At 55.8% G+C, this 26868-nt stretch carries 24 protein-coding genes and 1 tRNA gene; 14 read left to right on the top strand and 11 right to left on the bottom strand.

Translation table 11 applies throughout. From position 1 onward, the window contains the following. Window positions 1-335: 335 nt before the first annotated feature. Window positions 336-875: a phosphatase PAP2 family protein gene (locus tag LOS15_RS12770; protein WP_263066339.1), complete on the bottom strand. Its 540-nt coding sequence runs from the start codon at window positions 873-875 to the stop codon at window positions 336-338. Continuing rightward, entirely contained in the window at window positions 838-2001 is a 1164-nt protein-coding gene (locus LOS15_RS12765) for a glycosyltransferase family 4 protein (protein ID WP_263066338.1), read from the bottom strand. The genes LOS15_RS12770 and LOS15_RS12765 overlap by 38 nt, the downstream gene beginning before the upstream one ends. A 215-nt stretch (window positions 2002-2216) precedes the next feature. On the opposite strand from LOS15_RS12765, the gene LOS15_RS12760 reads away from it, so the two are divergent. After that, complete coding sequence (locus LOS15_RS12760) at window positions 2217-2882, top strand: SDR family oxidoreductase (protein ID WP_263066337.1); 666 nt, start codon at window positions 2217-2219, stop codon at window positions 2880-2882. Window positions 2883-2934: 52 nt separating this feature from the next. On the opposite strand, the gene LOS15_RS12755 is transcribed toward LOS15_RS12760, so the two are convergent. The 4 genes from LOS15_RS12755 to ugpB all read right to left on the bottom strand — a co-directional run bounded on the left by LOS15_RS12755 (window position 2935) and on the right by ugpB (window position 7175). Then, the gene (locus tag LOS15_RS12755; RefSeq protein WP_263066336.1) at window positions 2935-3990 is read right to left on the bottom strand and encodes a sn-glycerol-3-phosphate import ATP-binding protein UgpC; all 1056 of its coding nucleotides are present in this window, start codon (window positions 3988-3990) and stop codon (window positions 2935-2937) included. A 2-nt stretch (window positions 3991-3992) separates the two neighbouring features. Continuing rightward, the gene (ugpE, locus tag LOS15_RS12750) at window positions 3993-4835 is read right to left on the bottom strand and encodes a sn-glycerol-3-phosphate ABC transporter permease UgpE (RefSeq protein ID WP_030074162.1); all 843 of its coding nucleotides are present in this window, start codon (window positions 4833-4835) and stop codon (window positions 3993-3995) included. A 31-nt stretch (window positions 4836-4866) separates the two neighbouring features. After that, window positions 4867-5751: a sn-glycerol-3-phosphate ABC transporter permease UgpA gene (gene ugpA / locus LOS15_RS12745; RefSeq protein WP_083000538.1), complete on the bottom strand. Its 885-nt coding sequence runs from the start codon at window positions 5749-5751 to the stop codon at window positions 4867-4869. 98 nt (window positions 5752-5849) lie between these two features. Further along, window positions 5850-7175 (bottom strand): sn-glycerol-3-phosphate ABC transporter substrate-binding protein UgpB, encoded by a 1326-nt coding sequence (ugpB, locus tag LOS15_RS12740; protein ID WP_263066335.1) that lies wholly within the window; start codon window positions 7173-7175, stop codon window positions 5850-5852. A gap of 215 nt (window positions 7176-7390) precedes the next feature. On the opposite strand from ugpB, the gene argE reads away from it, so the two are divergent. Continuing rightward, entirely contained in the window at window positions 7391-8563 is a 1173-nt protein-coding gene (gene argE / locus LOS15_RS12735) for an acetylornithine deacetylase (protein WP_263066334.1), read from the top strand. A 100-nt stretch (window positions 8564-8663) separates the two neighbouring features. Here argE and LOS15_RS12730 read toward each other — a convergent pair whose 3' ends face one another. After that, window positions 8664-8975, bottom strand: a complete 312-nt coding sequence (locus LOS15_RS12730) for a hypothetical protein (RefSeq protein ID WP_263066333.1) — start codon at window positions 8973-8975, stop codon at window positions 8664-8666. A gap of 264 nt (window positions 8976-9239) precedes the next feature. Between LOS15_RS12730 and LOS15_RS12725 the strand changes: the two genes are divergently transcribed. From LOS15_RS12725 to LOS15_RS12690, 8 genes are all read left to right on the top strand, one after another. Then, entirely contained in the window at window positions 9240-9614 is a 375-nt protein-coding gene (locus tag LOS15_RS12725) for a YchJ family protein (protein WP_317629609.1), read from the top strand. Between the two features lie 32 nt (window positions 9615-9646). After that, on the top strand, window positions 9647-10702 hold the full coding sequence (locus LOS15_RS12720; protein WP_263066332.1) for a Bug family tripartite tricarboxylate transporter substrate binding protein: 1056 nt from the start codon (window positions 9647-9649) through the stop codon (window positions 10700-10702). Between the two features lie 36 nt (window positions 10703-10738). Further along, entirely contained in the window at window positions 10739-14227 is a 3489-nt protein-coding gene (locus LOS15_RS12715) for an EAL domain-containing protein (RefSeq protein WP_263066331.1), read from the top strand. A 9-nt stretch (window positions 14228-14236) separates the two neighbouring features. Further along, on the top strand, window positions 14237-14521 hold the full coding sequence (locus LOS15_RS12710) for a GIY-YIG nuclease family protein (RefSeq protein ID WP_263066330.1): 285 nt from the start codon (window positions 14237-14239) through the stop codon (window positions 14519-14521). Window positions 14522-14534: 13 nt separating this feature from the next. Next, a complete protein-coding gene (locus LOS15_RS12705) occupies window positions 14535-15569 on the top strand; it encodes a histone deacetylase family protein (RefSeq protein ID WP_263066329.1) in 1035 nt (344 codons plus the stop codon). A 110-nt stretch (window positions 15570-15679) separates the two neighbouring features. After that, complete coding sequence (locus LOS15_RS12700; protein ID WP_263066328.1) at window positions 15680-16051, top strand: hypothetical protein; 372 nt, start codon at window positions 15680-15682, stop codon at window positions 16049-16051. Window positions 16052-16083: 32 nt separating this feature from the next. Further along, window positions 16084-17772, top strand: a complete 1689-nt coding sequence (locus LOS15_RS12695; protein WP_263066327.1) for a VRR-NUC domain-containing protein — start codon at window positions 16084-16086, stop codon at window positions 17770-17772. Then, window positions 17769-20030 (top strand): ATP-dependent DNA helicase, encoded by a 2262-nt coding sequence (locus LOS15_RS12690; protein WP_263066326.1) that lies wholly within the window; start codon window positions 17769-17771, stop codon window positions 20028-20030. Before LOS15_RS12695 ends, LOS15_RS12690 begins: the two co-directional genes overlap by 4 nt. On the opposite strand, the gene LOS15_RS12685 is transcribed toward LOS15_RS12690, so the two are convergent. The 3 genes from LOS15_RS12685 to ispB form a co-directional block, all read right to left on the bottom strand. Then, the gene (locus LOS15_RS12685; RefSeq protein WP_263066325.1) at window positions 20027-20935 is read right to left on the bottom strand and encodes a homocysteine S-methyltransferase family protein; all 909 of its coding nucleotides are present in this window, start codon (window positions 20933-20935) and stop codon (window positions 20027-20029) included. The two genes, LOS15_RS12690 and LOS15_RS12685, sit on opposite strands and share 4 nt — an antisense overlap. 194 nt (window positions 20936-21129) lie before the next feature. After that, window positions 21130-21206 (bottom strand) — tRNA-Pro (locus LOS15_RS12680). A gap of 112 nt (window positions 21207-21318) precedes the next feature. Next, a complete protein-coding gene (gene ispB, locus LOS15_RS12675; protein ID WP_263066324.1) occupies window positions 21319-22323 on the bottom strand; it encodes an octaprenyl diphosphate synthase in 1005 nt (334 codons plus the stop codon). A 285-nt stretch (window positions 22324-22608) separates the two neighbouring features. On the opposite strand from ispB, the gene rplU reads away from it, so the two are divergent. The 4 genes from rplU (at window position 22609) to proB (ending at window position 25763) form a co-directional block, all read left to right on the top strand. Next, window positions 22609-22920, top strand: a complete 312-nt coding sequence (gene rplU, locus LOS15_RS12670; protein WP_263066323.1) for a 50S ribosomal protein L21 — start codon at window positions 22609-22611, stop codon at window positions 22918-22920. Window positions 22921-22949: 29 nt separating this feature from the next. Further along, window positions 22950-23207 carry a 50S ribosomal protein L27 gene (gene rpmA, locus LOS15_RS12665; RefSeq protein WP_009097313.1) on the top strand — a complete coding sequence of 86 codons (258 nt, stop codon included), beginning with the start codon at window positions 22950-22952 and terminating at the stop codon, window positions 23205-23207. A 141-nt stretch (window positions 23208-23348) separates the two neighbouring features. Next, window positions 23349-24542, top strand: a complete 1194-nt coding sequence (cgtA, locus tag LOS15_RS12660) for an Obg family GTPase CgtA (RefSeq protein ID WP_263066322.1) — start codon at window positions 23349-23351, stop codon at window positions 24540-24542. Between the two features lie 60 nt (window positions 24543-24602). Continuing rightward, the gene (gene proB, locus LOS15_RS12655; protein ID WP_263069727.1) at window positions 24603-25763 is read left to right on the top strand and encodes a glutamate 5-kinase; all 1161 of its coding nucleotides are present in this window, start codon (window positions 24603-24605) and stop codon (window positions 25761-25763) included. A 12-nt stretch (window positions 25764-25775) separates the two neighbouring features. Here proB and LOS15_RS12650 read toward each other — a convergent pair whose 3' ends face one another. After that, window positions 25776-26777: a DUF1853 family protein gene (locus LOS15_RS12650; RefSeq protein ID WP_263066321.1), complete on the bottom strand. Its 1002-nt coding sequence runs from the start codon at window positions 26775-26777 to the stop codon at window positions 25776-25778. Window positions 26778-26868: the final 91 nt, after the last annotated feature.

The raw sequence follows: 26868 nt of genomic DNA, 5'->3' as shown, positions 1-26868 counted from the left end.
TGCGGGATGAGCAATTATCTGCGGTTACAAAACGTCAATGCAGCTGCCGCACATCTTCAGGGACAAGCGTTATGGCCATGGTACTGATGTTATGTATGTTTGTGCTGTTTCTAGTGTTCTCAGGGCTTGGGATTTACATGATGTTTAAAACATCATTCTTGGCGACTGTTGATGATCTGGAAGACATACCCCCTGATCGGTGACCCTGCCTTGCTATCACACCAACGCCCGCAACTGCGGGCGTTGGTGTTTCAATAGGCAGCATTTACCCAACATAATAGGGCTATTCAAACCTTTACCTGCTAAGCGTAAAAATCTCCCACCTATCGCTATGCTCAGCCCATCACATAAAGGCTTAAAAGCGCAAACCCATAGCCTATAGCAGCGCCTGCCACCACATCGCTGGTGTAGTGCAGCCCCAGGCCCACCCTTGATACGGCGATCAGCAGTGAAAGTGGCAGCACAATCGGCAGTAACCACGGGGTATGTGCGGCGACTAAAACGCAAAACATAACCGCATGCATGGTGTGGCCGCTGGGGAAGCTATAACGGTCGCGGGCAGGTTCGCCGCAGTGTACGCCATTGCGATAGGTGATGAAGGGCCGCTCGCGGCATAGACGCGTTTTAAGCAACCGGTAAGCCACAATCGCCAGACAAGCTGTCGCTGCGTATTGTACCAGCCGCCAACTATGCTGAGGCTGCAGCCACGGCTGGGCGGCAATCAGCGCGACCCACACCGGCCAGTCGCCTAATCGGCTAGCTATTTGCAGCAGAAGGCGCCATGGGCGGTAGAGGCTAAGCAGCGTAATACGCTGGCAAAACCGCCACTCCCAGAGGTCAAGACGGTCGAATACGGCAAGCGGGCGTGGACGCATGATGGCTCTCCTGGGCTTGATGAAGGTAACGCGTAAACTGTTCAGCAATGCCTGACCAGCTCTGTTCTAACACTCGTAGCCGGGCAACACGGCCTAGGCGCGCGTAATCAGCGGGGTGTTGGCATAGCTCAATGGCCGCCTGTGAAAAGGCAGCGGTATCGCCCGGGGCAACGGTAATGCCGTTGTGGCCGCTTTGGATCAGCTCAGCGCTAGCGGCGTGTTGGTAAGCAACAACTGCCAACCCGCTGGCCATCGCTTCACTCACCACGTTGCCCCAGGTTTCAGACAGCGAAGGAAACACAAAAATGTCGGCGCTGGCGTAGTGACGTGCCAGGGTGGTCTTATCGACAAAGCCGGTAAAGTGCGCCTCGGGTAGTGCCTTTTGCAGTTGGGCACGACCTGGGCCGTCGCCCACAATCACCTGTGCCATGTCTGGGCGAACGTTGCGCATGGCCTGTAGGGTTTCTTGAAGCAGCGCTAAATTTTTTTCAGGCGCTAAACGTCCCACATAAAGGGCAACAGGCTGATGGTCGGTAACGCCCCACTGGCGGCGCAGCTGGCCGTCGCGGTGTGCGGGTGAAAAGTGCTCACCATCGATACCGCGAGACAGCACGTTCACATCGTGAATGCCCTGCTGCTGCAGCGTCTTTGCCTGTTGGTGAGTAGGCACCAACGTGAGCGCACAGCCATTATGGAAGTAGTTCAGGTAACGACGGGTAATGGCTGACAGCCAGGGCACGCCATAGTCGTGGCAATAATGGTCAAAATTAGTATGCCACCCCGCTACCAGCGGGATTTTTAACCGACGAGCCGCTTGACGCGCCGCCCAGCCTAGTGGGCCTTGGGTAGCCAAATACACTACATCAGGCCGGTGTGGCTGCCAAAAGCGACCTATTCTAGCGGGCGTGGCAAGCCCCACCTGCACCTCTGCATAGCCAGGTAACGCAAGGCGCCGCACCTGCAGCTCGTTATCCACCCTGGATGCGCTACCGGCAACGTTGGGTTGTGGGCGTATCACATCGACGGAGACGCCCTGGCGTGCTAGTTCACGGCATAACCTGCCCAGGGTGTGTGCTACACCGTTAACATCGGGTGACCATGTTTCGCTGACGATACAGAGCCGCATGTGCGATTCATCCCTTCATCACGTTTAACAACACAATGGGCCGTGCGGGTGACACTGGTAAGACAGCAGGATGAAGAACTGATGACAGACGTGCGTTAGGCTACTCCGTAGATACGACAGGCGTTACAAAAAGCCTGCCGAGGGCCTGTTAAACTGAACGTGTATAGAAGTTCTATCCTCTTTGTCATCATTAAGAAAATCAGCAGGGGGCCAAAATGAAAGCAACTGTTTTGATTACGGGCGCGAACCGAGGTGTAGGTCTCGCATTAGCCGATCAGTACTGTCAGGCCGGCTGGCGGGTAATCGGTGTTTGCCGTGAGTCGTCGAGCGCACTGCAAGCGGCGGCAGAGCGCATCATCGAAGGTATTGATGTAACACAGCCAGAAAGCGTTGCTGCGCTGGCTAACGCGTTGCAAGGCGAAACGCTCGATGTGCTGATCAATAATGCAGGGCTTTTGCAGGATGAATCACTAGGCAGCCTGGACTTTGACAGCATCCGTACTCAGATGGAGATCAACGCTTACGCGCCATTACGCGTATGTGAAGCATTGTTACCGTTACTGAAAAAGGGCAGCAAAATTGCCAATATCACCAGCCGAATGGGGTCCATTGCGGATAATGATTCTGGCGGTCGTTATGGATATCGCGCGTCCAAAGCAGCGCTCAATGCATTTGGAAAATCGTTGGCATTGGATCTTAAGCCACAAGGTATTGCCGTAGCCCAGCTGCATCCAGGCTATGTCCAAACCCGTATGGTGAACTTTGGTGGCCATATTTCACCCCAGGAAGCTGCTGCTGGCATCAAGGCGCGTATTGATGCGCTAACATTAGAGAACAGCGGTGGGTTTTGGCATAGCAGTGGTGAAAAGCTGCCTTGGTAATGAGGGCCGTCCGCTCAGCCAGTTGAAGCGCTTAAGCCCTCATGTTTAAGCACTATTGCTCTGTGCGTTGGCCGGTCTTGCTATTAAATGGGTGAAGCGCCTCTTCGGTCACGTACACTTGCAGCGTTTCGCCCTCACTTACCGGCGGCTGGCCCTGCGCACGAATCACCGTGGGCTGCTCGCTGCCTGCCAGGTTGACGTAGAGATGGCTCTCTGCACCGGCGGCTTCAAACAGCATCAGAGTGGCATCCAGCGTGACGTAGGGTTCGGCTGGCGCGGTGAGCTGCATGTCGTCGGGGCGTATGCCGACGGTATCGGTCTCCTGGGGAAGATGGTTCAGCACGCCTTGGGTATTTTGCTGCTGAAGGTAGGCCAGCGGCAACATGTTCATTGCCGGGGAGCCAATGAACTCCGCCACAAACATGGTGGCGGGGCGAGCGTAGATTTCCATGGGTGTGCCTACCTGCTCGATTTGCCCAGCGTTCAGCACCACCAGGCGGTCGCCCAGGGTCATGGCTTCAAGCTGGTCGTGGGTGACATACAGGCTGGTGGTTTTTAAGCGCCGCTGAAGCTGCTTGATCTCGACGCGCATTTGTACACGCAGCTTGGCGTCTAGGTTGGAAAGCGGTTCGTCAAACAAGAAGGCTGAAGGCTCGCGGACCAGTGCTCGGCCCATCGCTACACGTTGGCGCTGGCCGCCGGAAAGCTTGCGGGGTTTGCGCTCCAGGAAGTCTTCAATCTCCAGAATCTTGGCCGCTAAACGCACGCGTTTATCAATGTCATCTTTTTTGAAACCTCGGTTCTTTAAGCCATAAGCGAGGTTGTTGTAGACGGTCATGTGCGGATAAAGCGCGTAGTTTTGGAACACCATGGCGATATCGCGCTCAGCGGGCTCTAGCTTATTCACTACCCGATCGCCAATTTTGAGCGTGCCTTCGGTGATGGTTTCAAGACCAGCGACCATCCGTAGCAGGGTCGATTTTCCACAACCGGATGGCCCAACGAGTACCACGAACTCACCGTCTTCAATCTGTAAGTCGATCCCTTTGACCGCAGCGACGTTGCCCGCATAGGTTTTTTTTAGCCCTTCCAGGGTAATGCTGGCCATCGTTATTTCTCCGTCTCGGTCAGGCCTTTTACAAACAGGCGTTGCATAAACAAAATCACCAGTACCGGCGGCAGGGCGGCCATTACCACGGCGGCCATAATCAAATGCCACTGGGGATTCTCTTCTGAGGTCATGCGCTGAATGCCCATCACAATGGTGTAGTAGTCTGGGTCGGTGGTGATCAGCAGTGGCCACAGGTATTGGTTCCAGCCATAAATGAACATGATCACAAACAGCGCCGCGATATTGGTAACGGATAGCGGCATAAGGATGTCTTTGAAGAACTTGAGTGGACCAGCACCATCGACTCGGGCCGCTTCCAGCATCTCTTCCGGAATCGTCATAAAGAACTGACGAAATAGGAACGTCGCCGTTGCCGAGGCAATCAGTGGGATTGAGAGACCCGCGAAGCTGTTCAACATATTGAGATCTGCGACGACCTGAAACGTCGGAATAATGCGTACTTCGACGGGCAGCATCAGCGTGATAAAAATTAGCCAAAAGAAGAACATCCGAAAACGAAAGCGGAAGTAAACAATCGCAAACGCCGACAGTAGCGAGATCGACAGTTTTCCTATGGTAATCGCCATGGCCATAACAAAACTGTTCCATAGCATCATGCCTGCTGGTGGGGCACCTGCGTTGGAAACGCCGGACTGCCACATGCGGGTAAAGTTCTCGATACCATGAGCGCCGGGTAGCATCGGCAGCGTGCCGCGTAGCAAATCGCCCGGTGCCTGGGTAGACGCCACGAGTGCAACGTACACAGGGAACACTACCACTGCGACACCAATCATTAACGTCAGGTGAGCAAAAAAATTCGCCCAGGGTCGGTTTTCAACCATTGAAAGTCTCCCAAACAATTAGCCAGCGGTATTAGTAGTTCACGCGGCGCTCAATAAAGCGGAACTGCACTACCGTAAGTGCGACCACAATGGCCATTAAAATCACTGACTGAGCGGCCGAAGAACCTAAGTTCAAGCCTACGAAGCCATCGGCGTAGACCTTATAGACCAGTGTGTTGGTCGCCTGAGCAGGGCCGCCTTGGGTAGTCGCGTGAATAATGCCGAATGTATCGAACATGGCGTAAACCACGTTAACCACCATCAAGAAGAAAGTCGTTGGCGTCAGCAGCGGGAAAACAATGGTCCAGAAGCGCTTCATGGGGCTTGCGCCGTCAATAGCCGAGGCTTCGATCAGTGATTGAGGGATCGACTGTAAGCCAGCGAGGAAGAACAGGAAATTATAAGAAATCTGCTTCCAGGCCGCGGCAAAAATCACCAGCATCATGGCGTCTGCGCCCGAATTACGGTGGTTCCACTGGTAGCCGACCATGTCCAGTATGTAAGGCACAATGCCAATCGACGGGTTGAAGATAAACCACCACAGCACACCGGCAATGGCAGGTGCAATTGCATAGGGCCATACCAGCAGCGTGGTATAGGTACTGCGTGAGCGGATCATGCGGTTAACCGTGCTCGCTAACAGCAGCGCAACGGACATGGAAAGCAGCGTGGTACCTACCGCAAACACCACTGTCACTGAGAGCGAATTAAGATAAGCGCCATCGCGAAAGAGTCGCGCAAAGTTTTCCAAGCCCACAAAGGTGGTGCGTAGCCCAAAGGCGTCTTCCCGCAGCAGTGATTGGTAAAGCGCTTGACCGGCAGGCCAAATAAAGAAAATCAGCGTGACAATGACCTGAGGAGCCAGCAGGGCGTAGGGCAAAAAACGCCCTGGGAAGGTCATGCGTTTGGTTTGCATAGGCGACGTATCCTGCGTCTATAAACGGCACCAATAAGTGGGGCACTTAAAAACAGGCTCGCCGCCTGCCAGGGGCAGGCGGCGGAGCGGGTGCTTACTTACTGGTTGGCTGATTGGAAGTCGCGTAGCAATCGATTACCACGTTCAACGGCTGAATCAGCGGCTTCCTGGCCCGACTTACTGCCGGTCATCACCGCTTCCATCTCTTCAGAGATAATGTCGCGGATCTGTACGAAGTTGCCAAAGCGCAGGCCTTTGGAGTTTTCCGTCGGCTCGTTCAGCGTCATCTGCTTCAGCGAAATATCGGCCCCTGGATTCTCGTCGTAGTAGCCCTGCTCTTCGCTTAAGTCCCACGCCGCTTGCGTGATGGGCAGATAACCGGTTTGTTGGTGCCACTGGGCTTGTACTTCAGGCTGCGAGAGGTATTCAAAGAAGGCGGCAACGGCTTCATACTCGTCATCGGTGTGACCTTGAAGTGCCCACAGGGTGGCGCCGCCAATGATGGAGTTCTGTGGCGCACCGTCTACGTCGTCATAGTAGGGCTGCATGCCAAAGCCGATTTCAAAGTCGGAATTAGCCGCGACATCCGCACGGGATGCAGAAGAGCCAAAGAAAATCGCACACTCTTGTGAGTAGAACAGCGGTTCGGAGTCTGGGCCGGAACCAGGGCCGCCCCACTTAAAGGCATCCGTATCCTGCCACGTCTTCAAATTATCCCAGTGGCGGGCAACCAATTCATTGTTGAAATTGAACTCTGTTTCAATCCCGCCAAAACCGTTTTCTAGCGTGCCAAGCGGCGAGTTGTGCATGGCAGAGAAGTTTTCCAGCATCACCCAGCTAGGCCATGAGGTGGTGAAACCACAGTTGGCAGCGCCCGACTCGGTGATTTGAGTGGCGTACTCTGCGACCTCATCCCAAGTTTGTGGCGGCTGTTCAGGGTCTAAACCGGCTTCCTCAAACACGTCACGGTTGTAATACATAATCGGGGTTGAGGAGTTGAACGGGAACGACAGCATGTTGCCGTTTGTGTCGGTGTAGTAGCCGACCACCGCAGGCAGGAAGGCGTCACGATCAAATGCGCGGCCATGATCCTCCATGAGCTGATATACCGGATAAATGGCGCCGTCAGCATTCATCATGGTGCCGGTGCCGACTTCGAACACTTGTAAAATATGGGGCTGCTCGCCCGCACGGAACGCCGCAATCGCACCGGTCATCGTTTCGGTGTAATTACCACGGTAGCTGGGTGTTACGCGATAATCATCCTGTGAGGCATTAAACTCCTCCGTCATTTCTTCAAGGATTTCACCAAGCTGGCCTCCCATGGCGTGCCACCAAGTGACTTCGGTCGCGGAATGGGCAGAAAGGCTAAACGTGGCGGTAGCCACCCCTAGGGCAAGCGCGTGCAACGTGAAACGAGACATAACGGCTCCTTGTGGATCGTGCGCAGTACGTTTATTAAGTTGTTGGGTGCACTGAACAGTAGAAAGTGTAGATGACGTTTTCATGAATGCACGATGAACTCGACGTGACAGTCAACGTTTAACGGTCAGTAAACCGGCCTAGTAGGAAAAGGCGAATGACGGTGATAGGGTTAGCTGCAATAGGGTGTATTGAGCGACTAACTAACGAGAGCAGTATGACGGACGTGACCACCTTGCTGGCGAAACTAGTAGCGTTTGACACCACCTCCAGCGATTCCAATTTGGCCTTAATTGAGTTTGTTGAGCGTTATTTGGCAGACTACGGCGTTAGCTCAGAGCGCGTCATGAGCCCCTGCGGCACCAAAGCCAACCTGATTGCCCGCGTAGGCCCCGATGCCCCTGGCGGTGTCATGCTTTCTGGCCATACCGATGTAGTGCCGGTGGCAGGCCAGCCATGGTCGAGCGACCCGTTTACCCTCCGTGACGGCGGCGATGGCCGCTTGTACGGACGTGGCACCTGCGATATGAAAGGCTTTATTGCCTGTGCCCTCGCCATGGTGCCCACCTGGGTGAAGGCGCCCCTTAAGCAGCCTATCTATTTTGGGTTTTCTTACGACGAGGAAATTGGCTGCGTCGGTGCCCCTAGCCTGATTAAACGCTTCTACGAACACTACACCACGACGGCCCACGTCATTGTGGGGGAACCCACCAGCATGCAGCCGGTGGTGGCGCAAAAAGGCGCGACCAACCTTCGGACTACCGTCATTGGCCGTGAAGCGCACAGCAGTCAGGTGAATCAAGGCACGTCGGCTATCCACGTCGCGGCAAGGCTGGTGACGTTTATTGAAGACACCATGGCGGCATTGGTCGATGAGGGCCGCGTCGATGAGGCATTTAATGTGCCCCATACCAGTTTGCATGTAGGCAAAATTAAAGGCGGTACGGCGATCAATATTATGGCGCGGGAGTGCCAGTTTGAGTGGGAAATTCGCCACCTGCCAACGGAGTCGTTCAGCGAAATATATGCACGTTTTGAGGCGTACTGCGCACAGCTTAGCGAGGAGTTAATCGCGAAAGGCAAAACGGTTGAGATAGTCACAGAACCGTTAAACGTCACGGTGCCGGGCCTAGCCGACCGCGATAACGATCAGGTGCTTCGCTTGGCCAAAGACCATTTGCCTGATGCCTGCTGCAGCCACGCGGTGGCTTACGCTACAGAAGCAGGGCAGTTCCAGGGGCAGGGGTTGCAAACGATTATTTTGGGGCCGGGCAGTATCGCCCAGGCGCACCAGCCGGATGAGTATATTGAAACGGCCCAGCTACAAACATGTACGGCGTTTATGCAACGCTTAGGCCAAGCGTTGGAAACGTCATATTCAGAAAGGTGACGACGCGTTATTCGCATAGAAAAAGCACTTAATACGCCAAAAAACACCCGCCAATGGTTAAAGAGGCGGGTGTTTTCTTGAGACGCTTACGGTCTAGCTGTTAGTGCTGATGCTGCTCTTCGTAAAGCTCTGCTTTCACATGGCGCATCACATCTTCGCAGGCCTGTTGGCGGGCAAGTTGGGTCAGCAGCCGCTGAGTCACCTCAAACCCTTTTCCCAAACAGGTATCAACTTCGTCTCGGCTAACGTGGGGAGAGACATTGCAGTTGATCTTCACCGTGCGGCCACCGCCTTCAAGGCGGTCGGCAAACGCTCTTAGCCGCCACGCGATTCGCTCTTTCCAGGTTGCTGATTCTTCCGCGCCTTCGTTTACGCTAAACGTGCACTGCCATTCGGGTTTGTAAACCTTCATAGGAGAACCTCCACTGCGTTTGGAAAGAATGATCGATCGTGTTACGTACTCCGTCTGTCTGGTGATGTTGCTTTGCTACTATACCCACTCTAGGGCGGCACCGATACACCTACGCTAGGCGATACCGAAACAAGTTATTGACTGCGCCCACCCTCTATAAAACGCTAGAGCACTATTATGATGCCACTAACCGTCGAGAGTTGCCCCTGTTGTCGCAGTACGTCGCTAAAAGAGTGCTGTCAGCCGTACCTTCAAGGGGCAAAAGTGCCCACCCCAGAAGTGCTGATGCGTTCACGTTACACGGCCTTTGTATTGAACCAAACGGGGTATCTTTTAGACACGTGGCATACCACCACGCGGCCAGCACAGTTGCCGCCAGACCTAGATACACAGTGGGCGTCGCTGGTGATTGTGGCTGCACCTCCGCCGAGCGGTACCACGGGGAGCGTACATTTTCGGGCTTTTTTTCGTGATTCAGTGGGCTGGCATGTGTTGGAGGAAGTCTCGCGTTTTTGTTTTGAAGAGGGGCGCTGGTGGTATTTGGATGGCGAGCCTCGGGTCGAGCGTTTGAAGCCTCGTCGAAATGAGCGTTGCTTATGTGGTAGCGGGCGCAAATTAAAGGTATGTTGCGGTGAGTAGCTAACGCTAAGCAGGATGAGGCATGCCAAGCCATGAGCGAGCAGCACGCACTACCCATCTATTATTCCGCCTGCGTGTGCCATCGCGGGTTGAGGTGCTTTTACCGGGTTTGGTCAATGCTGTTGCGTTGGCTTAGCGTGATTGGCATCGGGGTGATGGGATTTAGTGTGAGCGCGATTTTACTGGCCGATGAGCCTTATCCCTCCGCTGAGGTAGCCATCGTGGTGCCTTACGGCGAGGGTGGGGCAACCGATGTGATTTTTCGTGCCGTGGCTGGCCGAGCGCAAGCGTATCTTGACGCGCCTATCATCACCGTTAACATGCCGGGAGGAGGGGCGATTCTGGGTTCTCAGTTCGTCAAAGAGAGTGCCCCCGATGGCTATACGCTGCTAGGCAGCCATCAAACCATCGACCTTTCCTACCTCTCGGGAGTCGCCGCGTACTCTCACCAAGCGTTTGCGCCGGTGGCACTGCTTACTCGAACGGTCAACATTCCTGCTACCCGGGCAGGCCACGCTGCGATGGGGGCCGCGGACATTAAGGAGTTGATTCATCAGCACAGCGAGCCGCTGTCGTTTGGCGTTATCCCTCACTCGACGGACCATTTTTTTTGGCTGCACTTTTTTGCCGAAGAAGGCATTTCAGCGGCGGATGTGCAATTTGTTCACTATCCGGGCACCAGCGCCCAAGTGGAAGCATTACTGGGAGGCGAGCTGGACTTTGCTATGCTGAATCTCCCGTCTGCGCGCGAGCTATTTAATGCGGGCGCATTATTACCCCTTGGCGTGGCTAGTGAACAGCGCCTGGCTGATTTACCCCATGTGCCTACACTGCATGAGCAGGGCATTGAGCTGGTAAACACCACTGACCGTGGCTTATTTGCACCGCTGAATACACCTAAAGAGCGGTTGGAAGTCGTCACGAAGGCATTCGAGCAAGCGCTGACAGCGCCCGATTTGGTGCAAACGCTAGAGCAAACGTACGGCTCTTTCGTTGATTTTAAAGCCTTAGATGCCTACGAGCATTACTTGGAAGAGCAGTATCAGCAACTGCAGGCCCTTGCCGGCGCGATACAGTTTCAGCGCTAGTCGCGTGCAAGCGTTGAAAAGGAGTAAGTGCGTTTCATGCCATTAAATACGCGAGACTTAGCAGCACAAACGCTGTTGCTGATGGCGGCGGCAACGCTTCTAGTGATGGGGTGTGCGGGATTAATCGGCTGGGTGATGTTTCCGGGCATTCTGGGTGGGCCCATGTTAGTGCCCGACGCGTCTATCGTCACTGTACTGATTGGCAGTGCTCTGGTGGCCACGCTTTTTCACGCCCCCGTTGTCAGGCTCGCCAGCGCTACGCTGTTATCCATATTGCTGATATATACCTTATTACACAACCAGGCGGATAACGGCGTTAGCGCCTCCTTGATAACCGGCGAGTCGCGCATGACGTCGCTGTCTGCCGTCATGCTTTTGCTGATTAATCTTTGCTGTTGGCTAGGTATTGCGTCTTCCCGTAGCCGTGTGGTTTGGCTCACGGTGGGGCTAGGCCTATGGCTGTTTGGTGGCGTTGTCATTGTGTTGATGTGGCAAGCAAGCGTGACTTATCGTCCGCCTTTTAGCTCGTCACCCCTTGCGGCACTGGTGTTTGTGTTTCTAACCGGGACGGCCCTGTTGGTGGCGAGCTGGCGTGAACACACTAAACGCTTAAGCCCAGGCAAACACACGGTGATCGTCGCGCTGGGGGGCGTCGTGATCAGTTGCCTAGCCTGGCTGTTGTTGAGCATCAACCAGCGCAACGATATTGAGCAGCAGGCTGGCTACTTGCTTGATAGTGTTCAACTCAATGCTGAGCAGGTGATGACTGCGCGGTTACAGCTAATGCAGCGAATGGCAAACCGTTTGGATGTAGTACCCGCTGAGCAGGGGCTGGTGCTACATGAGAGCGACGCACGGCGCTACTTCCTTGATACGCCCAGCTTGCAAGCGATAGCGTTAGTGAATGCCCAGAGCGAGGCAGTTTGGTCGCAAGGGCGCAGCAACGACGGTGATGCTTGGCTTCTCGAGCAGCTGAACCAGTCCTTGGTTCAGTCGTGGCTAGCTGTCCCCTTTAGTCGCCCTCGTTTATTTCAGCCCGATGAGACGCAGGACAGCGTGGTGGTGATGGTGGTACCCATTGCGAGCCGTGAACAGCAGCTGCTGGCGGCCTTTGATCTGCGCACGCTTCTAGGTAATGAGCTGCGGCTAGGCCTGGGACCTTTTCAAGTGGGGATAAACCGCGGTGCCGACACACTAATGGTGCTTCATCCCGCTGGTTTTAGTGCGAATGAGACGTTGGAGCCTGCACAGGCCATAGTGTCGCGCCATGTTGGGCTGCCCGGTGGCATAAACGTAACGCTCCATGCGTATCCCGGCGAGCATCATAATTGGTATATAGTCGGGGTTATACCGGTGGGGGTGGCCCTAGGGGGGCTATTGCTGAGCTGGTTGCTGGCGTTTAGCGTGGGCGTCGTCATCGTTAGCATGAGCCGTACTAAAGAGCTTTCCCTGGCGCGTGAGTCATTAGAGCAGAGCGAACAGCACTACCGCTCTTTGTTTATACACCACCCGGATGCCGTGTTTTCTCTGAATGCCGAGGGGCAGTTTGTGACGGCGAATAATAGCTGTGGCGCCATCACCGGCTATACCAACGCTGAAATCATTGGCCAGCATTTTACGCACTTCATCGAGGTGGCTGATGTTGAGCGTGTGGGTGAATATTTTAAACATGTGGTGACGGGCAACAGTGCCCGGTTTGAGCTCACTCTTAAAGACCGTGATGGCCAAGCCCACCTTCTCGACTTAGTCGCCTTACCGATCAGTATCAATGGCAGTTTTGTGGGCGTGCATTGTATTGCCCAGGACGTGACTGCCAGCCGTGAACAGCAGGTTCGCTTACGGATACTGGAACGCAGTGTGGAAGCCAGCGTGAACGGCGTGCTGATTGCGGATGCCAGCCAGCCCGATACACCGATCGTCTACGCCAACAAGGCATTTGCCAGGATGACGGGTTACTCTCAAGAAGAGGTGATTGGGCGGAACTGCCGTTTTTTACAAGGGCCTGATAGTGACCCTGACGTAGTGGCCCAGCTCAGGCGCGGTATCCAAGAGCAGCGCGAAACGCACGTTACCATATGCAACTATCGGCAAGACGGTACTCCCTTTTGGAATGAACTCTATATATCGCCTGTACGAGATCAAGAAGGACACGTAACGCATTTTGTGGGCATTCAGCACGATATCTCGCAGCAGAAAGCGTCTGAAGCGCGCTTATCTTACTACGCGAGTCACGATGACCTAACGCGGCTGCCCAATCGTATGCTGTTTGAGGAAACGCTGTGTAAGCAATTTGCGCTAGCCAATACGCATCATCAGCGTATCAGCGTGCTGTTTGTTGATTTAGATGATTTCAAGCCGATTAACGATAGCTTAGGCCATGCGGTAGGAGATCAGGTGCTGGTGGAAGTGGCCCAGCGCTTACGCGATACGCTACGCCAAGAGGATACGGTAGCGCGCTTGGGTGGCGATGAATTTGTCCTGCTGCTGACCAACACGCCCCATGAGGCCCAGGCAGAAGAGGTCGTTGAACGTTTGTTGCTCGCGTTGGCAAAGCCTTACTGTATCGAAGGGCGCGAGCTTCATTTAAGTGCCAGCGTCGGTATCGCAATGAGTCAGCCAGACACCCCCCAGCCGCACACGCTGATACAACAAGCCGATATCGCCATGTACCGGGCCAAGCAGCAGGGCCGCAATGCTTACGCCTGGTTTCATCACAATGGCAACGATATTGCCAGCGAGCGAGTGACGCTACGCAATGACCTGCAAGACGCTATTGAGCGCCAAGCGTTTGAACTCTACTACCAGCCGATCTTTAACCGCGATGGTCAAATTGCCAGTGTAGAAGCCTTGCTGCGCTGGCCTCACCCTATCCAGGGCTATATCTCTCCCGAACGATTTATCCCGCTGGCAGAAGCGACGGGGCAAATTATGCCTATTAGCGAGTGGGTGCTGAAACGCGCGTGCAGGGATATGCAGCAGTTACACGATAAAGGGCTAGGAGCGATATGCGTGGCGGTAAACTTGTCGCCTCTACAGTTTCATCGCGCGAGCTTCCTGGAGACGCTGTGCGCAACGCTTAAAAGTACCGGGATGCCACCAGCCCAGCTAACACTGGAACTAACCGAAGGCATCCTGATGGATAATACGGCGAATGCCATTGATACGCTGCACTCGGTACGCAGTATGGGGATCCGCGTCTCCATTGATGATTTTGGTACTGGCTTTTCAAGTTTGAGTTACTTGAAGCATTTGCCGATTAGTGCCGTTAAAATTGATCGCAGCTTTATTAACGAATTAACCCATCGAAACGACGATGCCGCCATTGTTCAGGGGATTATTTCCATGGCGCACCACTTGGGACTAAGCGTGGTGGCCGAAGGCGTCGAGACCGACGCGCAGTATCAACGGCTACTTACTTACCAGTGCGATTTTTTCCAGGGCTTTGGATTAGCAAAGCCAATGCCGCTATCCGCGTTGGAAGATTTAATAACCGTTCATGCGGTTTCCTCAACCGACATGCCTTAGCGAGTGAATATGGTAACGGCGTTACACCCAGCGGCAGCGGCTTCATGGTACGTCTACTTACTCGAGTGCAAACGCGGCACCTATGTAGGGATTACCAATAATCTGGCCAAACGTTACCAAGCACACTGCGACGGCAAAGGTGCACGCTACACGCGAGCGAACCCACCCATCGCACTCCTAGGGGCACAACCCTTCCCCAACCGTGCCACGGCCAGTCGGGCAGAGTATCAATTGAAGCAGCGATCGCCTTCGCAAAAACGCCAATGGGCCGCCCAGTGGCACTGCTCTCTATAAATAAGGAAACGATATGCGGACGTTTTTTTCAGAAGATAGCCGTCGTCGCCAAGCGCGGAGTGAGCTACACGATGGCGCGTTAGTCGCTCCCTTTGAATGCCCTGAACGCATGGACCTTGTGCTAAGCGCCTTGAATCAGGCAGGTGTTGAGGTGCAGGCGCCCAAAGAGTATGGCTTAGCGCCGGTGCTGGCCGTCCACGACGCAGGCTACGTGGCCTTTTTAGAAACCTGTTGGCAAGCGTGGCAGTCAACCGGGCGCCAAGGTGAAGCAATCCCTAACATCTGGCCAGCCCGAACGATGCGCGGCGACCGCATCCCTCAATCAGTGAGTGGCCAGTTAGGCTATTACGCACTGGCAGCAGAAACCTCGATTACCGAAGGTACCTTTGCGGCGGCCATGGCGAGTAAAAATACCGCGCTGGCGGCGGTAGAGCATACCCTAGCCTCTGGAGAGCCCGCTTTTGGCCTGTGTCGGCCACCGGGCCATCACGCTGCGATGGATCAATTTGGCGGCTACTGTTTTTTTAACAATGCAGCGATTGCCGCCCAGCATGCACTGAATGCAGGCAAGCGGCGGGTAGCGGTGCTGGATGTAGATTTTCATCATGGCAATGGCACCCAGCAAATTTTCTACCGCCGCGCGGACGTCCTTTTTGCCTCGTTACATGGCGATCCCGACGTTACGTTTCCCTATTTTTCGGGCTACGCTGATGAGACTGGCGAAGGGCCTGGCGCTGGGTTCAACGTTAACTATCCGCTGCCGCCAGGCACTTCCGTTGCGACATGGATGGCGGCCTTGGATGACGCGCTGGCCCGCATCCAGCAAGCAGAGTGTGACCTGCTAGTGGTCTCGCTGGGCGTGGATATTTTTGAAGGCGATCCCATTAGCGCTTTTACCTTTCAACACGCTGACTTTATCACTTTAGGAAAACGCTTGGCCGATGCCGGGCTGCCCAGCGTGTTTTTGATGGAGGGGGGCTATGCCGTTGAGGATATTGGTGTCAATGTGGTGAATGTATTGCAGGGCTTTCAGCAAGCGCGGGGCTAGTGGCATGACAAGAAGATGACAGTGGCGTCAGATTCGGGCAGTCTAATGCCCATTTAGTAAGCGCTAATGGTTTATGATCTCTCTTTTAAGCATTCAGCATGGAGTGCAGTGTGGCAGTTTACGGCGGTATTCAGGCGCATGAATTGGAGCGTTGGTTAAATGCATTAACCAACGCGGCCTATGATCGACGCTGCCCACTTTCCAAAGTGCACGGCGGCAACGCCCGTGCCCGCACTGCCCGCCAGGACTTACTGCATCTCGCCCACGCTTTTCGGAGCGGTGAACGTATTCGCGATGACGTAGCCGCTGGCTTAAGCCGCTGGTGCCAACACTACCTGACAGAAGCGGAGTGGTATGTGCTGGTGGGTGGCCGCAAGCCTGCTGTCTTCAAGCCCTCTTCTAATGTAGATGTGCCGGCTCCCGCTCAGCAGCCCGATGACCAGGATGCGCTGGACGTGCTCTATCAGCACCGGGTGGGTTAACCTGGTCCATCAAGCGCTGTTACAATGGATAAATGAACAGTGCCCCTGTCGCGTCAGCGACCGCCTCCCTAGATGATCCTTTCTACTACCTGACGAATTTTCGTTACGTATTGGCGTGGGTAGAAGCCCGCCATCACGATCTCTTAAGCGCTTCCGAACGCAACACGATTCGTCATTTTGAAACGTTACCCCAAGCCTCTCAGGCGCTATTGGTGCGCATGGTGATGCGCAAAGGGGAATTGTTTCGTCTGGACAAACTGGCCTATGCGGAAATCGGTGATACCGAGCAGGCCTTGGCGCCGTTGGTCGCGATGGGCTGGGTGGACAGCGCACCTCAGTTAAACAGTCGCGAGCTATTTCGCCTGTTGCGGCTGAGTGAGCTGCGCCAGGCATTGGCAGGCGAAATCACCCGGGCAGGACTAGCCCGCAACAGCACGAAAGCCGCGCTTCAAACAGACTTGGAAGAGCGGCTGCAAGCGCCCGCGCCCCTTCAGCAGTGGTGGCCAACGGCGACAACACAGATTGTGCGGCTAACGGTGATGGCGCTCTGCGACCGCCTACGGTTGATGTTTTTTGGCAACCTGCGCCAGGACTGGGCAGAGTTTGTGCTAACGGAGCTTGGCCTGCAGCGTTTTGAGCAAGTGCCGATTACCGCAGCCTCGCGCGCGTTCCAACATCGCGATGAAGTGACTACTTACTTAACACTGCACCGCCTGCGCGAACGCTTGGTAGACGGCGAACCACCTAACCTGCTGGCGCAAGAAGTACCCGGCACGTTCGGCAATCGCTGGCTAGACGCCCGTCGTTCGCGGCTGCTGCTTAACCTCGGTCGCACGGCAGAGCGCAGCGGTGACGCGGAGCTGGCGCTTTCACTTTACGCTGAGTCGAACAACAGCGAGGCACGCATTCGCAGGTTGCGGGTATTGGAGCGTCTGCGTCGTTATTCTGAGGCCTATCAGCTCACCATCAGCGCGCTTGACGCGCAGCCAAACGACGGCGAGCAGCAAGCGCTTAGGCGGCTGTTACCGCGTTTGGCGCGTAAATTGAACCAGCCTGTGCCCCATACCTCTAACGCGGCTGATGCGCCCACCTATATGCTAGAACTCCCCGGACCTCAGCCGGTGGAGCGTGCTGTCGCCGAGCACTTTTCTGCGGCAACTGCCCCCGTGTTTTATGTGGAAAATAGCCTCCTGACAGGGCTGTTTGGTTTGCTGCTTTGGCCGGCTATTTTTAAACCGCTGCCAGGGGCGTTTTTTCATCCGTTTCACAGCGGGCCAGCGGATTTATACCGCGAAGATTTTGTCCATCATCGCCAAGTCGATATCGACGCCTGCTTGGCCCAGCTGGATGACGGCCGCTATCAGGACACGATCCTGCGCACGTGGCACGCCAAGCAAGGCATTACCTCGCCGTTTGTACACTGGGGTATCGTCAGTGAGGACCTGCTAACGCTGGCGCTTAAGTGTTTGCCGCCTGCCCATTTGCGTGCCTGTTTTATGCGGCTATTAGATGATCTTAAGCATAATCGTGCGGGCTTGCCTGACCTGATTCAGCTGATGCCGGAGGCACTGCCCGGCGAGCCACGCTACAAAATGATAGAAGTGAAAGGGCCGGGCGATCGTCTGCAAGATAACCAGCGCCGTTGGATCGACTTCTTTTGCCGCCACGGCATACCCGTTGAGGTATGCCATGTGCGCTGGCAGCAAGAAGGGAAACAATGAATCGCTATCGGGTAGCGGTGCGTACGCTGTGTGATTTCACCGCACGGCAGGGCGATCTTGATCACCGCTTTACGCCACCCCCCAGCGCTCAGGAAGGTATCGAAGGGCATGGGTTAGTGGCTAGCCGTCGGGGCGAGGATTACCTAGCTGAACTGCCGCTTTCCGGTGAGTATCAGGCGCTTCGCGTGGCGGGTCGCGCTGACGGCTTTGACCCCAGCGCTAACCGGCTGGAAGAGGTTAAAACCTATCGTGGCAATTTAGAGCGCATGGCGGCCAATCAGCGTGCATTGCACTGGGCGCAGGTGAAAATATATGGCGCGCTGCTGTGCGCCGAACGGCATCTTGAGCGTTTGACGCTGGCCTTGGTGTATCTGGACATCGCTAGTGGCCAGGAAACGCTGTTGACCTACGAGGCTAGTGCAGCCGAATTGCAGACGTTTTTTACCGAGCAGTGCCAGCGCTTTTTGGCCTGGGCAGAACAGGAGTCTGCCCATCGTCAGCGGCGTGATGCGTGGCTGGCGACGCTCACGTTTCCCTACCCGGATTTTCGCGTTGGCCAACGGACGCTGGCGGAAGATGTCTACAAAGCCGCCAGTACTGGGCGGTGCCTCCTCGCTCAAGCGCCGACCGGTATTGGCAAAACCCTCGGCACGCTGTTTCCGATGCTGTCTGCAATGCCCCGCCAGGCGTTGGATAGGGTGGCTTTTCTGACGATGAAAACCCCTGGCCGCCGCTTAGCATTGGATGCCCTGATCAGCCTGGGTGCCCCCTCGCAGCCGTTGCGGGTGCTGGAATTGGTGGCCCGCGATAAGGCCTGTGAATACCCGGGCACCGCCTGTCAGGGCGATGCTTGCCCGTTAGCAGCAGGCTTTTATGACCGCTTGCCTGCTGCACGCCACGCTGCTGTAGAACGACATTGGCTTGACCGCGAGGGCGTACGCAACGTGGCGCTTGCCCACAAGGTGTGCCCGTATTATCTAGGCCAAGAGTTAGCCCGCTGGGCCGACGTAGTAGTGGGCGATGTGAACCACTGGTTTGACAGCCATGCGCTGCTGCATGGATTGGCCCAAGCCAACGACTGGCGGGTCGGTCTGCTGGTCGATGAAGCGCACAACTTAGTTGAGCGCGCACGGGGCATGTACAGCGCCGAGCTTTCCCAGCAGCGCTTGAGCAGGTTGCGGCGCCGTTCACCTCCCGCGCTTGCCAAACCGCTGGCCCGGGTGGGCAGGCAGTGGCAGGCGTTAACGAAAGACGTGACCACCGAGGCAACGGCGTCACAGCGTTACCATTTGCTTGATGCGCTGCCCAACAAGCTAATGAGCGCACTGCAAACGCTGGCGGGCGCGATCACCGATTATTTGGTTGAGCACCCCGATACTGCTAGCGTTGAGCTTCAAGAGCTGCTGTTTGAATCCTTGGCTTTCTGCCGTTTGGCGGAGCGGTTTGGCGATCACTCACTTTGCGACTTCGCCCTTGATGGCCGAGGCAACGCTTTACTGGGGCTGCGCAATGTTATTCCAGCAGATTTTTTAGCGGCACGCTTCAAGGCAGCCCACAGCGCTGTGCTATTTTCGGCCACGCTAAGCCCTCTCCATTACTATCGCGATTTACTGGGGTTGCCAGACAATAGCGTGTGGCGGGAAGTGGCGTCGCCGTTTGCCGCCCGTCAATTGGACGTGCGTATTCGCGCGGATATCTCTACCCGCTATCATCACCGTGAAGCCTCTGTAGCGCCGATTGTGAAGGTGTTAGCCGAACAGTATCAGCGCAAGCCTGGCCACTATTTGGCATTTTTTAGTAGCTTTGCTTACTTGGAGCAAGTGATGGCGCCGTTTGAGCAGGCACACCCCGGCGTGCCGGTGTTTGCCCAAGCCCGCGGTATGCAGGAAGCCGAGCGCGACGCCTTTCTGGCGCGCTTTACTCCGGGCGGTAAAGGAATTGGATTTGCCGTACTAGGTGGGGCCTTCGCCGAAGGAATCGACCTTCCTGGCGAGCGCTTAATCGGCGCGTTTATTGCCACCTTAGGCCTACCACCGTTTAATGATTTTAACGAAGCACTGAAAGAGCGTTTGAACGCTCGCTTCGGCCAGGGGGAAGATTACACCTACCGCATACCTGGCATGATCAAAGTGGTGCAAGCCGCCGGAAGGGTGATCCGCAGCCCCGAGGATGAAGGGGTGGTGGTGTTAATGGATGATCGTTTTGCCCAGCCCAAGGTGCGGGCATTGCTGCCCCGTTGGTGGGGGCTAGGCTCCTAGGGGGTTGCCAGCGTGTACCCGGCATTGATTAAGCGGGTGGCGATGGCCGCAATATGGGCAGGGCCGACTTCGCAGCAGCCACCGACCACCGTCGCGCCTTGTTCCACCCACTGAAGCGCGTAATCAGCATATGCCTGTGGGCCAAGATCCTCTCGCGCCGTTAATGTGTCCACGGTGCCCCCTGGCTGAAGTGCGGCGATAGAGGTGAACCCATTGGCAAAGCCACCGAAGGGGATGTTGGCGGCTGCAAGCACGCCCATTGCCGTGGTAATGGCTTCGGGGACGGAGCAGTTCACTAATATTTTCTCAGCGCCTGCAGCCATAATGGCCTGCGCCGCGTCAGCCAGAAGTTCGCCAGACCGCAGGCGTGTCCCGTCACTATCGTCAACCGTAAACGCTGTCCATACCCGGGTATCGCGCTCCACCGCCGCAGTGGTGGCTGCCAGCGCTTCCCGCGCCAGCGACATGGTTTCGCAAATGAAAAGATCTACGCCTTCTTGGGCACCCACTAACTGGCGGTAGCTATCCAGGCAAGTCTTGTCATCAGGCACTGCCGCATGATGGTAACTTGCCACCAGAGGCGGCAGGCAGCCAGCAATAAGGACAGCACGGCCACTCTCTTGCTGCGCCTGTCGGGCTGAGGCAAGTGCCGCCCCATGTAGTGTTGCAAACAGCGCTGGGTCGCCATCCCGCGCTAGCCGTTGAGGCGTGGCGCTGTAGTTGTTAAGCGTTATGATGTCTGCCCCGGCCTCGATGAAGTCGCGATGAGCCGCGGTGACCAGGTGCGGCTCATCGAGCATGACCTGTGCCGACCATAAGGGCGAGGCGGGGTAGCGGCTACGTCTGCGCAGCTCTTGCCCCATGCCGCCATCGAGCAGGGTTATCTGGCGTTCTTTAGCGGTCATCTACGCATGCCCTTTCATCGGTTTGTGGGTTCTACTAGGCCGCTGATACCATGCCTCACGACACTAGGTTTTAGATACTAGGTTTTAATGGCTACCATCTCAAACCTGTTTATTGGTCGATCTCTCTATGCTTTTAGCCCAAACAAAAACGGCCACTTGCTTTAAAAGCTAAGTGGCCGTTTTCATAGAATTTTTGGTCGGAATAGCAGGATTCGAACCTACGACCTCTGCCTCCCGAAGGCAGCGCTCTACCAAGCTGAGCTATATTCCGTGGATTGTTAAAAGCATGCTGGACAGTGCTTAACAACGGAGCGAATCATACGCAGGCGAAGGGGGTTTTTCAAGCCCCTTTTTGCGCGCTGGGTTGCTTTGTTGTGCAGACTTTATGCTTTGCGATCAACCGCTAAACGAGCGATGTTCGCCATGCTATCTCGATAGGGGCTGGGTGGCAGACTATCAAGTTCGGCCAGGGCTTTATCGGCCATCTCTACGGCCCGTGCGCGGGTGTATTCCAGTGCACCGGTGGTATTGATAATCTCCAGCACGTCGTCGAGCTGTTCTAGCCCGCCCTTGCGAATTACTTGGCGGATCAACTTTGCTTGTTCCGGCGTGCCGCGCTCCATTGCGTGAATCAGCGGCAGGGTAGGTTTGCCTTCCGCTAGGTCATCGCCAACATTTTTGCCCATGGTTTCGGCATCGCCTTGGTAATCCAGCAGGTCGTCAATGAGCTGAAAAGCGAGGCCTAAATAGCGGCCGTAATACTGCAGGGCGCGCTCTTGTTCCGGTGTGGCATTGGCAAGCACGGCACCGCTATGGGAGGCGGCTTCAAACAGCATGGCTGTTTTACCTTGAATGGTTTCAAAGTAGTCCGCTTCAGAAATGCTCGGGTTGCCGATGTTGGTGAGCTGAAGTACTTCACCTTCGGCAATCACGCAGGTCGCGCCGGAAAGAATGGCCATAATGCGCATCGATCCTACGTCTACCATCATTTGAAACGAGCGTGAATATAGGAAGTCGCCCACCAGCACAGAAGGTGCATTGCCCCAGGCGTCGTTGGCGGTTTTTTTGCCGCGCCGCATATGCGATTCATCGACCACGTCGTCGTGCAGCAGCGTCGAGGTGTGCATAAATTCGATCAGCGTAGCGAGCGTAATATGTTTGTCGCCCTCATAGCCCAACGAGCGGGCCGCCAGAAGCACCAGCAGCGGGCGCAGACGTTTACCACCGCTTTCAATAATATATTGGCCGATGGTTTCTACCAGCGGTACCTTGGAGTTCAGCTGCGCGACAATGGTGCGGTTTACGGCGTCAAAGTCATCAGCCACCACGGCGTGCAGCGGTGAAGGCGTTGGGCTGGCAGGCGAGGTTTGAGAGACGTTGGCTGTCATGGGTTCCGTTCATCGCGGGGGTGGGGTAGTTGAGGCCATGCTATGGGGCTGTCTGTGAGGCGTCAAGGTAGTGGAAGGCGTTCATGGCGTAAGGTGTGATTGACAATGCCCTCTCATCTTGTGGTAAGCCGTGATAGTCGCTATAATTCGCGACCCACTCATCATGCTCCCTGTCAGATGGCTGCCAAAAGGGGCGCCACTCGCAGCAGGTCGATAAGAGCGGAAGGCGATGAGCGTTGGTTACGCGGGGCGTAACCGGCATTAACGACAAGTCCGGAGAGCGACATGTACGCAGTTATTAAAAGCGGTGGCAAACAGTACCGCGTTCAAGAAGGTCAAACCCTCAAACTCGAAAAAATCGAAGTCGCTACCGGCGAAACGATTGAGTTAGATGAAGTGCTGCTGGTTGCAGACGGCGATGACGTCAACATTGGCGCACCTTTCATTAGCGGTGCCAAAGTGTCCGCTGAGATCGTTTCCCACGGCCGTGGCGATAAAGTAACGATCATCAAGTTCCGTCGCCGGAAGCACCACATGAAGCGTCAGGGCCACCGTCAGTGGTTCACTGAAGTCAAAATTACCGGAATTTCTGCGTAAGCGGTCAATTCCCTTAGGAGGATTTTGCAATGGCACATAAAAAGGCAGCCGGCTCCACGCGTAACGGTCGCGATTCCGAGTCCAAACGCTTAGGTGTGAAACTCTTCGGTGGCCAAGCGGCCAGCGCGGGTAGCATCATCGTTCGTCAGCGTGGCACGCGTTTCCACGCAGGCACTGGCGTTGGCTTAGGCCGTGATCACACGCTGTTCGCTTTGAACGACGGCTTCGTGAAGTTCGAGACCAAAGGTCCGAACAACCGTAAATTCGTTAGCATCGTTTCTGCCTAAGCAACACCCGTTGCGCAGGATGAAGATGACGAAGTAAAAGCCCCGCCATGGCGGGGCTTTTTTGTCTTTTCGATCCCTTTTGCCCGTTATCAACGGGCGGGATATTGCAGTTAGGGCGGCGGAAGCGGCCGGGAGAATCCAATGCAGTTCGTCGATGAAGCCTCGATCATTGTTGAGGCAGGTAAAGGCGGCAATGGCTGTCTGAGCTTTCGCCGCGAAAAATATGTGCCCAAGGGTGGCCCTGATGGTGGCGATGGCGGCCATGGTGGCAGCGTTTACCTGATTGGTGATGATTCACTCAACACCTTGATTGATTTCAAATTTCAGCGTTTCTACAAAGCTGAAAATGGGCAAGGCGGCATGGGCCGCCAGATGAGCGGCAAGGCGGGTGAAGACCTGCACGTGAAGGTGCCGGTGGGCACCACGGTGATTGACGAAGACACCCTTGAGGTGATCGCTGACGTTACCGATATTGGCCAAGTAGTACTGGTGGCCGAAGGTGGTCGTCGTGGTTTGGGCAATATCCACTTTAAATCTTCGACCAACCGTGCACCGCGCCGCACCACGCCGGGCACTGAAGGCGACCGCCGCAACCTGCGCCTGGAAATGAAGGTAATGGCCGATGTGGGCCTGTTGGGCATGCCCAATGCAGGCAAGTCGACGCTGATCCGTTCAGTCTCTGCGGCCAAACCGAAAGTGGCGAACTACCCGTTCACCACCTTGGTGCCTAACCTGGGTGTTGTGAAGCTGGGTATGCACGAGCACTTCGTGATGGCCGATGTGCCGGGGCTGATTGAAGGTGCCTCTGATGGTGCGGGCCTGGGGCTGCGCTTCTTGAAGCACCTGACGCGTACGCGGTTATTGTTCCACGTGGTGGATGTGGCGCCGTTTGATGAGTCTGACCCCGTGGAAGCGGCCCAGGCGATTATTCATGAGTTAGGCCAGTTCTCGCCGGCGCTTTCCGAGCGGCCGCGTTGGCTAGTGCTGAATAAGTTTGATCTGCTGCCGGAAGATGAGCGCGAAGCCCGCGCTCAGGCGATTATCGATGCCCTGAACTGGGATGGCCCGGTATTCCGCATCTCGGCCATCAGCAGCGACGGTACTGACAAGCTGGTACAGGCGGCGTATCGCTGGCTCACCGAGCAGCAGCGCCTGGAAAATGAAGATGAAGAGGCCCATGCCCGCGAGCAGGAAATGCGCCGCCGCATGGAAGAGGAGTCAGTGGCCCGTACTGAAGCGCGCCTTGGCCGTCGCCGTAAACGCGACGACGATGAAGAAGACGATGACGATTTCGACGACGATGATTACGATGTCGAAGTAGAGTACGCCCCGTAATCGTCCGTTGGTTGCAGGGGAAGCGTCCGCAGGGATAACGGAATTGAACGCGTGAGCAAAATGGCTTGGGAGAGTCGCGACGTGGAAAGCAATGAGCAGTTGCCGGGCCGAGAGGCGTTAAGCAGCGCCCGCCGGGTGGTGGTCAAAATTGGCAGCGCGCTGCTTACCAACGATGGTCGCGGCTTGGATGAAGCGGCGATTGGTGGCTGGGTCGACCAGATTGCCGCACTGCATCAGCAGGGCAAAGAAGTAGTGCTGGTTTCCTCCGGTGCCGTAGCGGCAGGCATGGTTCGCCTGGGGTGGCAAGCGCGTCCCAGTGCCGTTCATGAGCTGCAGGCGGCGGCGGCGGTGGGCCAGAACGGCCTCACCCAGTGCTATGAGCAGCACTTTGCTCGCCACGGTATGTTAACGGCACAGATTCTGCTCACCCATGATGACCTTTCTAACCGAAAACGCTACCTCAATGCGTTGTCGGCGTTGCGCACGTTGGTTGAAATGCGCGTAGTGCCGGTAATCAACGAAAACGATACCGTGGTCACCGATGAGATTCGCTTTGGCGATAACGACACCCTCGGCGCGCTGGTCGCTAACTTGTTAGAAGCCGATGCACTGCTGCTGCTCACCGATCAGGAGGGGTTGTTTGACGCTGACCCTCGTCACGACCCCAATGCCAAGATGATTGCCGAAGGCCGCGCTGATGATCCACGCTTAGCAGCCGTGGCGGGCAGTGGCGGGGTGCTGGGGCGCGGTGGTATGAGTACCAAGGTGCGCGCGGCGCAGCTCGCCGCTCGTTCTGGCGCGGTCACCGTGATTGCCAGTGGCCGCCAGCCAGAGGTTATTGCTCGCGTTATGGGGGGTGAGGCACTGGGCACTCTGCTGCGGCCAGATCAAGCGCCCATCGCTGCTCGCAAACGTTGGCTAGCAGGCCAGCTGCAGGTGCGTGGCACCTTAGTGCTGGATGCCGGGGCGGTAAACGTGCTGCGTGGCAAAGGCTCTAGCCTGCTTGCAGTGGGGGTGCGTGACGTGCAGGGCGGCTTTAAACGTGGGGACATGGTGCTGTGCGTGGATGAGCAGGGTGCACGTGTGGCTAAAGGGTTGGTTAACTACGGCGCTGATGAAGCCCGCCAGTTAGCGGGCCAGCCGAGCCATCAAATTGAGGCAATACTCGGCTATGTGGAAGCGCACGAGCTGATCCACCGCGATAACTTGGTGGTTGTTTAATCAGTTGATTATTTAATCGCGAGCGTGAGGCGGTAGCGGCACTTGTCGTGGCCAGTCATTGGGTACAATGATAAGACGTTCTATTGGCTGTGCTTCGGTATCTACTTCTGGGTCGTAAAGCATCACCTGCTGCGGGCCATAGCGTTCAATGAGTGGTTTCACTATTGCCATTTCCTGCTTGGCGGGTTGGAACGCGGCTTGGGGTGGCGGAGCCAGCCAGTGAGGTTTCTCCAACCACACCATCTGTAGTGACTCACTTCTTTGGTTCGCAAGTGTCGGCCAATCCTTTAAATAACACCACGTGCCGCGCCGATGATTGACCGTTGCTCCGATGGGCGGCGGCATCGTCGTGTGCCAGGGATAAAACAGTACGCCAGGCATTGCTAGGCGTTGGGTGAGCTGACCGTTAAGTGGCGGGAGGGGGCCTAAATCTCTTGGCGCTAGCCATTGGGTGATAAGTGCTTGCGCGATGGCGGTGCGCGAAATGGGCAGCTGGTGATGGCGCAGATGGCTGCATTTCAGCGCTAGACTGTCTAGCCCGCCAGGGCCAATCCAGCGGCTTTGGCTGGTCGCTTCCCCAGGCCCTTCGGGTAGGCCAAGATAGAACTTTATCGCCACTTCGAGATGAACAGGGTCAGGGTTATTACGTGTTCGATAGAGCATATCCAGCTCGCCCAGGGTATTGCGCCGCTGAGTAATACGCAGATTCTTGGCGAGTAGGCGCGTGTTGGGCGCGTTATCTAACATCAGGTGCCACAGCCGCTCATGGTAGTGCCCCATACGCGTTGCCAGTTTGCCATCTAGCGCATTCACCAGTGGCGAAATGCGCGCCAGCCACTCATCAACTGAATCGACTAAGCCCAGCTCCTGGCGAGTGGGTCTGCCTGGGTAGGCGTTAGGGCCCGGTAGTTCAATTAAATCAGGCGTGGCTAGCAACCACGCAAGATCACGCAGTACCGCGTGTTCTAAGCGGTCGCTGACGCCTTCTGCGGTGGTAGATAGCGTCAAAGGCATCTCCCAGAGGTACACAGTCAATGACGATTGATGACGTATACCACCTTACAACGCGTTGTTAGCAATGTCCCTCTTAACCTAATTAAAAACG

The organism is Halomonas sp. 7T (assembly GCF_025643255.1).
GTDB lineage: Bacteria > Pseudomonadota > Gammaproteobacteria > Pseudomonadales > Halomonadaceae > Vreelandella.
The sequence above is the reverse complement of the archived record's forward strand: the minus strand, read 5'-3'. Positions and strand labels throughout refer to the sequence as shown.

What these genes read in the sequence shown, in the direction of transcription:
- rplU (WP_263066323.1), top strand. Translation starts at nt 22,609, where the DNA reads ATGTACGCAGTTATTAAAAGCGGTGGCAAACAGTACCGCGTTCAAGAA.
- LOS15_RS12730 (WP_263066333.1), bottom strand. Translation starts at nt 8,975, where the DNA reads ATGAAGGTTTACAAACCCGAATGGCAGTGCACGTTTAGCGTAAACGAA.
- cgtA (WP_263066322.1), top strand. Translation starts at nt 23,349, where the DNA reads ATGCAGTTCGTCGATGAAGCCTCGATCATTGTTGAGGCAGGTAAAGGC.
- LOS15_RS12770 (WP_263066339.1), bottom strand. Translation starts at nt 875, where the DNA reads ATGCGTCCACGCCCGCTTGCCGTATTCGACCGTCTTGACCTCTGGGAG.
- LOS15_RS12685 (WP_263066325.1), bottom strand. Translation starts at nt 20,935, where the DNA reads ATGACCGCTAAAGAACGCCAGATAACCCTGCTCGATGGCGGCATGGGG.
- LOS15_RS12765 (WP_263066338.1), bottom strand. Translation starts at nt 2,001, where the DNA reads ATGCGGCTCTGTATCGTCAGCGAAACATGGTCACCCGATGTTAACGGT.
- LOS15_RS12760 (WP_263066337.1), top strand. Translation starts at nt 2,217, where the DNA reads ATGAAAGCAACTGTTTTGATTACGGGCGCGAACCGAGGTGTAGGTCTC.
- proB (WP_263069727.1), top strand. Translation starts at nt 24,603, where the DNA reads ATGGCTTGGGAGAGTCGCGACGTGGAAAGCAATGAGCAGTTGCCGGGC.
- ispB (WP_263066324.1), bottom strand. Translation starts at nt 22,323, where the DNA reads ATGACAGCCAACGTCTCTCAAACCTCGCCTGCCAGCCCAACGCCTTCA.
- LOS15_RS12710 (WP_263066330.1), top strand. Translation starts at nt 14,237, where the DNA reads ATGGTAACGGCGTTACACCCAGCGGCAGCGGCTTCATGGTACGTCTAC.
- LOS15_RS12720 (WP_263066332.1), top strand. Translation starts at nt 9,647, where the DNA reads ATGAGCGAGCAGCACGCACTACCCATCTATTATTCCGCCTGCGTGTGC.
- ugpB (WP_263066335.1), bottom strand. Translation starts at nt 7,175, where the DNA reads ATGTCTCGTTTCACGTTGCACGCGCTTGCCCTAGGGGTGGCTACCGCC.
- ugpE (WP_030074162.1), bottom strand. Translation starts at nt 4,835, where the DNA reads ATGGTTGAAAACCGACCCTGGGCGAATTTTTTTGCTCACCTGACGTTA.
- LOS15_RS12755 (WP_263066336.1), bottom strand. Translation starts at nt 3,990, where the DNA reads ATGGCCAGCATTACCCTGGAAGGGCTAAAAAAAACCTATGCGGGCAAC.
- argE (WP_263066334.1), top strand. Translation starts at nt 7,391, where the DNA reads ATGACGGACGTGACCACCTTGCTGGCGAAACTAGTAGCGTTTGACACC.
- LOS15_RS12690 (WP_263066326.1), top strand. Translation starts at nt 17,769, where the DNA reads ATGAATCGCTATCGGGTAGCGGTGCGTACGCTGTGTGATTTCACCGCA.
- LOS15_RS12695 (WP_263066327.1), top strand. Translation starts at nt 16,084, where the DNA reads ATGAACAGTGCCCCTGTCGCGTCAGCGACCGCCTCCCTAGATGATCCT.
- LOS15_RS12650 (WP_263066321.1), bottom strand. Translation starts at nt 26,777, where the DNA reads ATGCCTTTGACGCTATCTACCACCGCAGAAGGCGTCAGCGACCGCTTA.
- rpmA (WP_009097313.1), top strand. Translation starts at nt 22,950, where the DNA reads ATGGCACATAAAAAGGCAGCCGGCTCCACGCGTAACGGTCGCGATTCC.
- LOS15_RS12705 (WP_263066329.1), top strand. Translation starts at nt 14,535, where the DNA reads ATGCGGACGTTTTTTTCAGAAGATAGCCGTCGTCGCCAAGCGCGGAGT.
- ugpA (WP_083000538.1), bottom strand. Translation starts at nt 5,751, where the DNA reads ATGCAAACCAAACGCATGACCTTCCCAGGGCGTTTTTTGCCCTACGCC.
- LOS15_RS12715 (WP_263066331.1), top strand. Translation starts at nt 10,739, where the DNA reads ATGCCATTAAATACGCGAGACTTAGCAGCACAAACGCTGTTGCTGATG.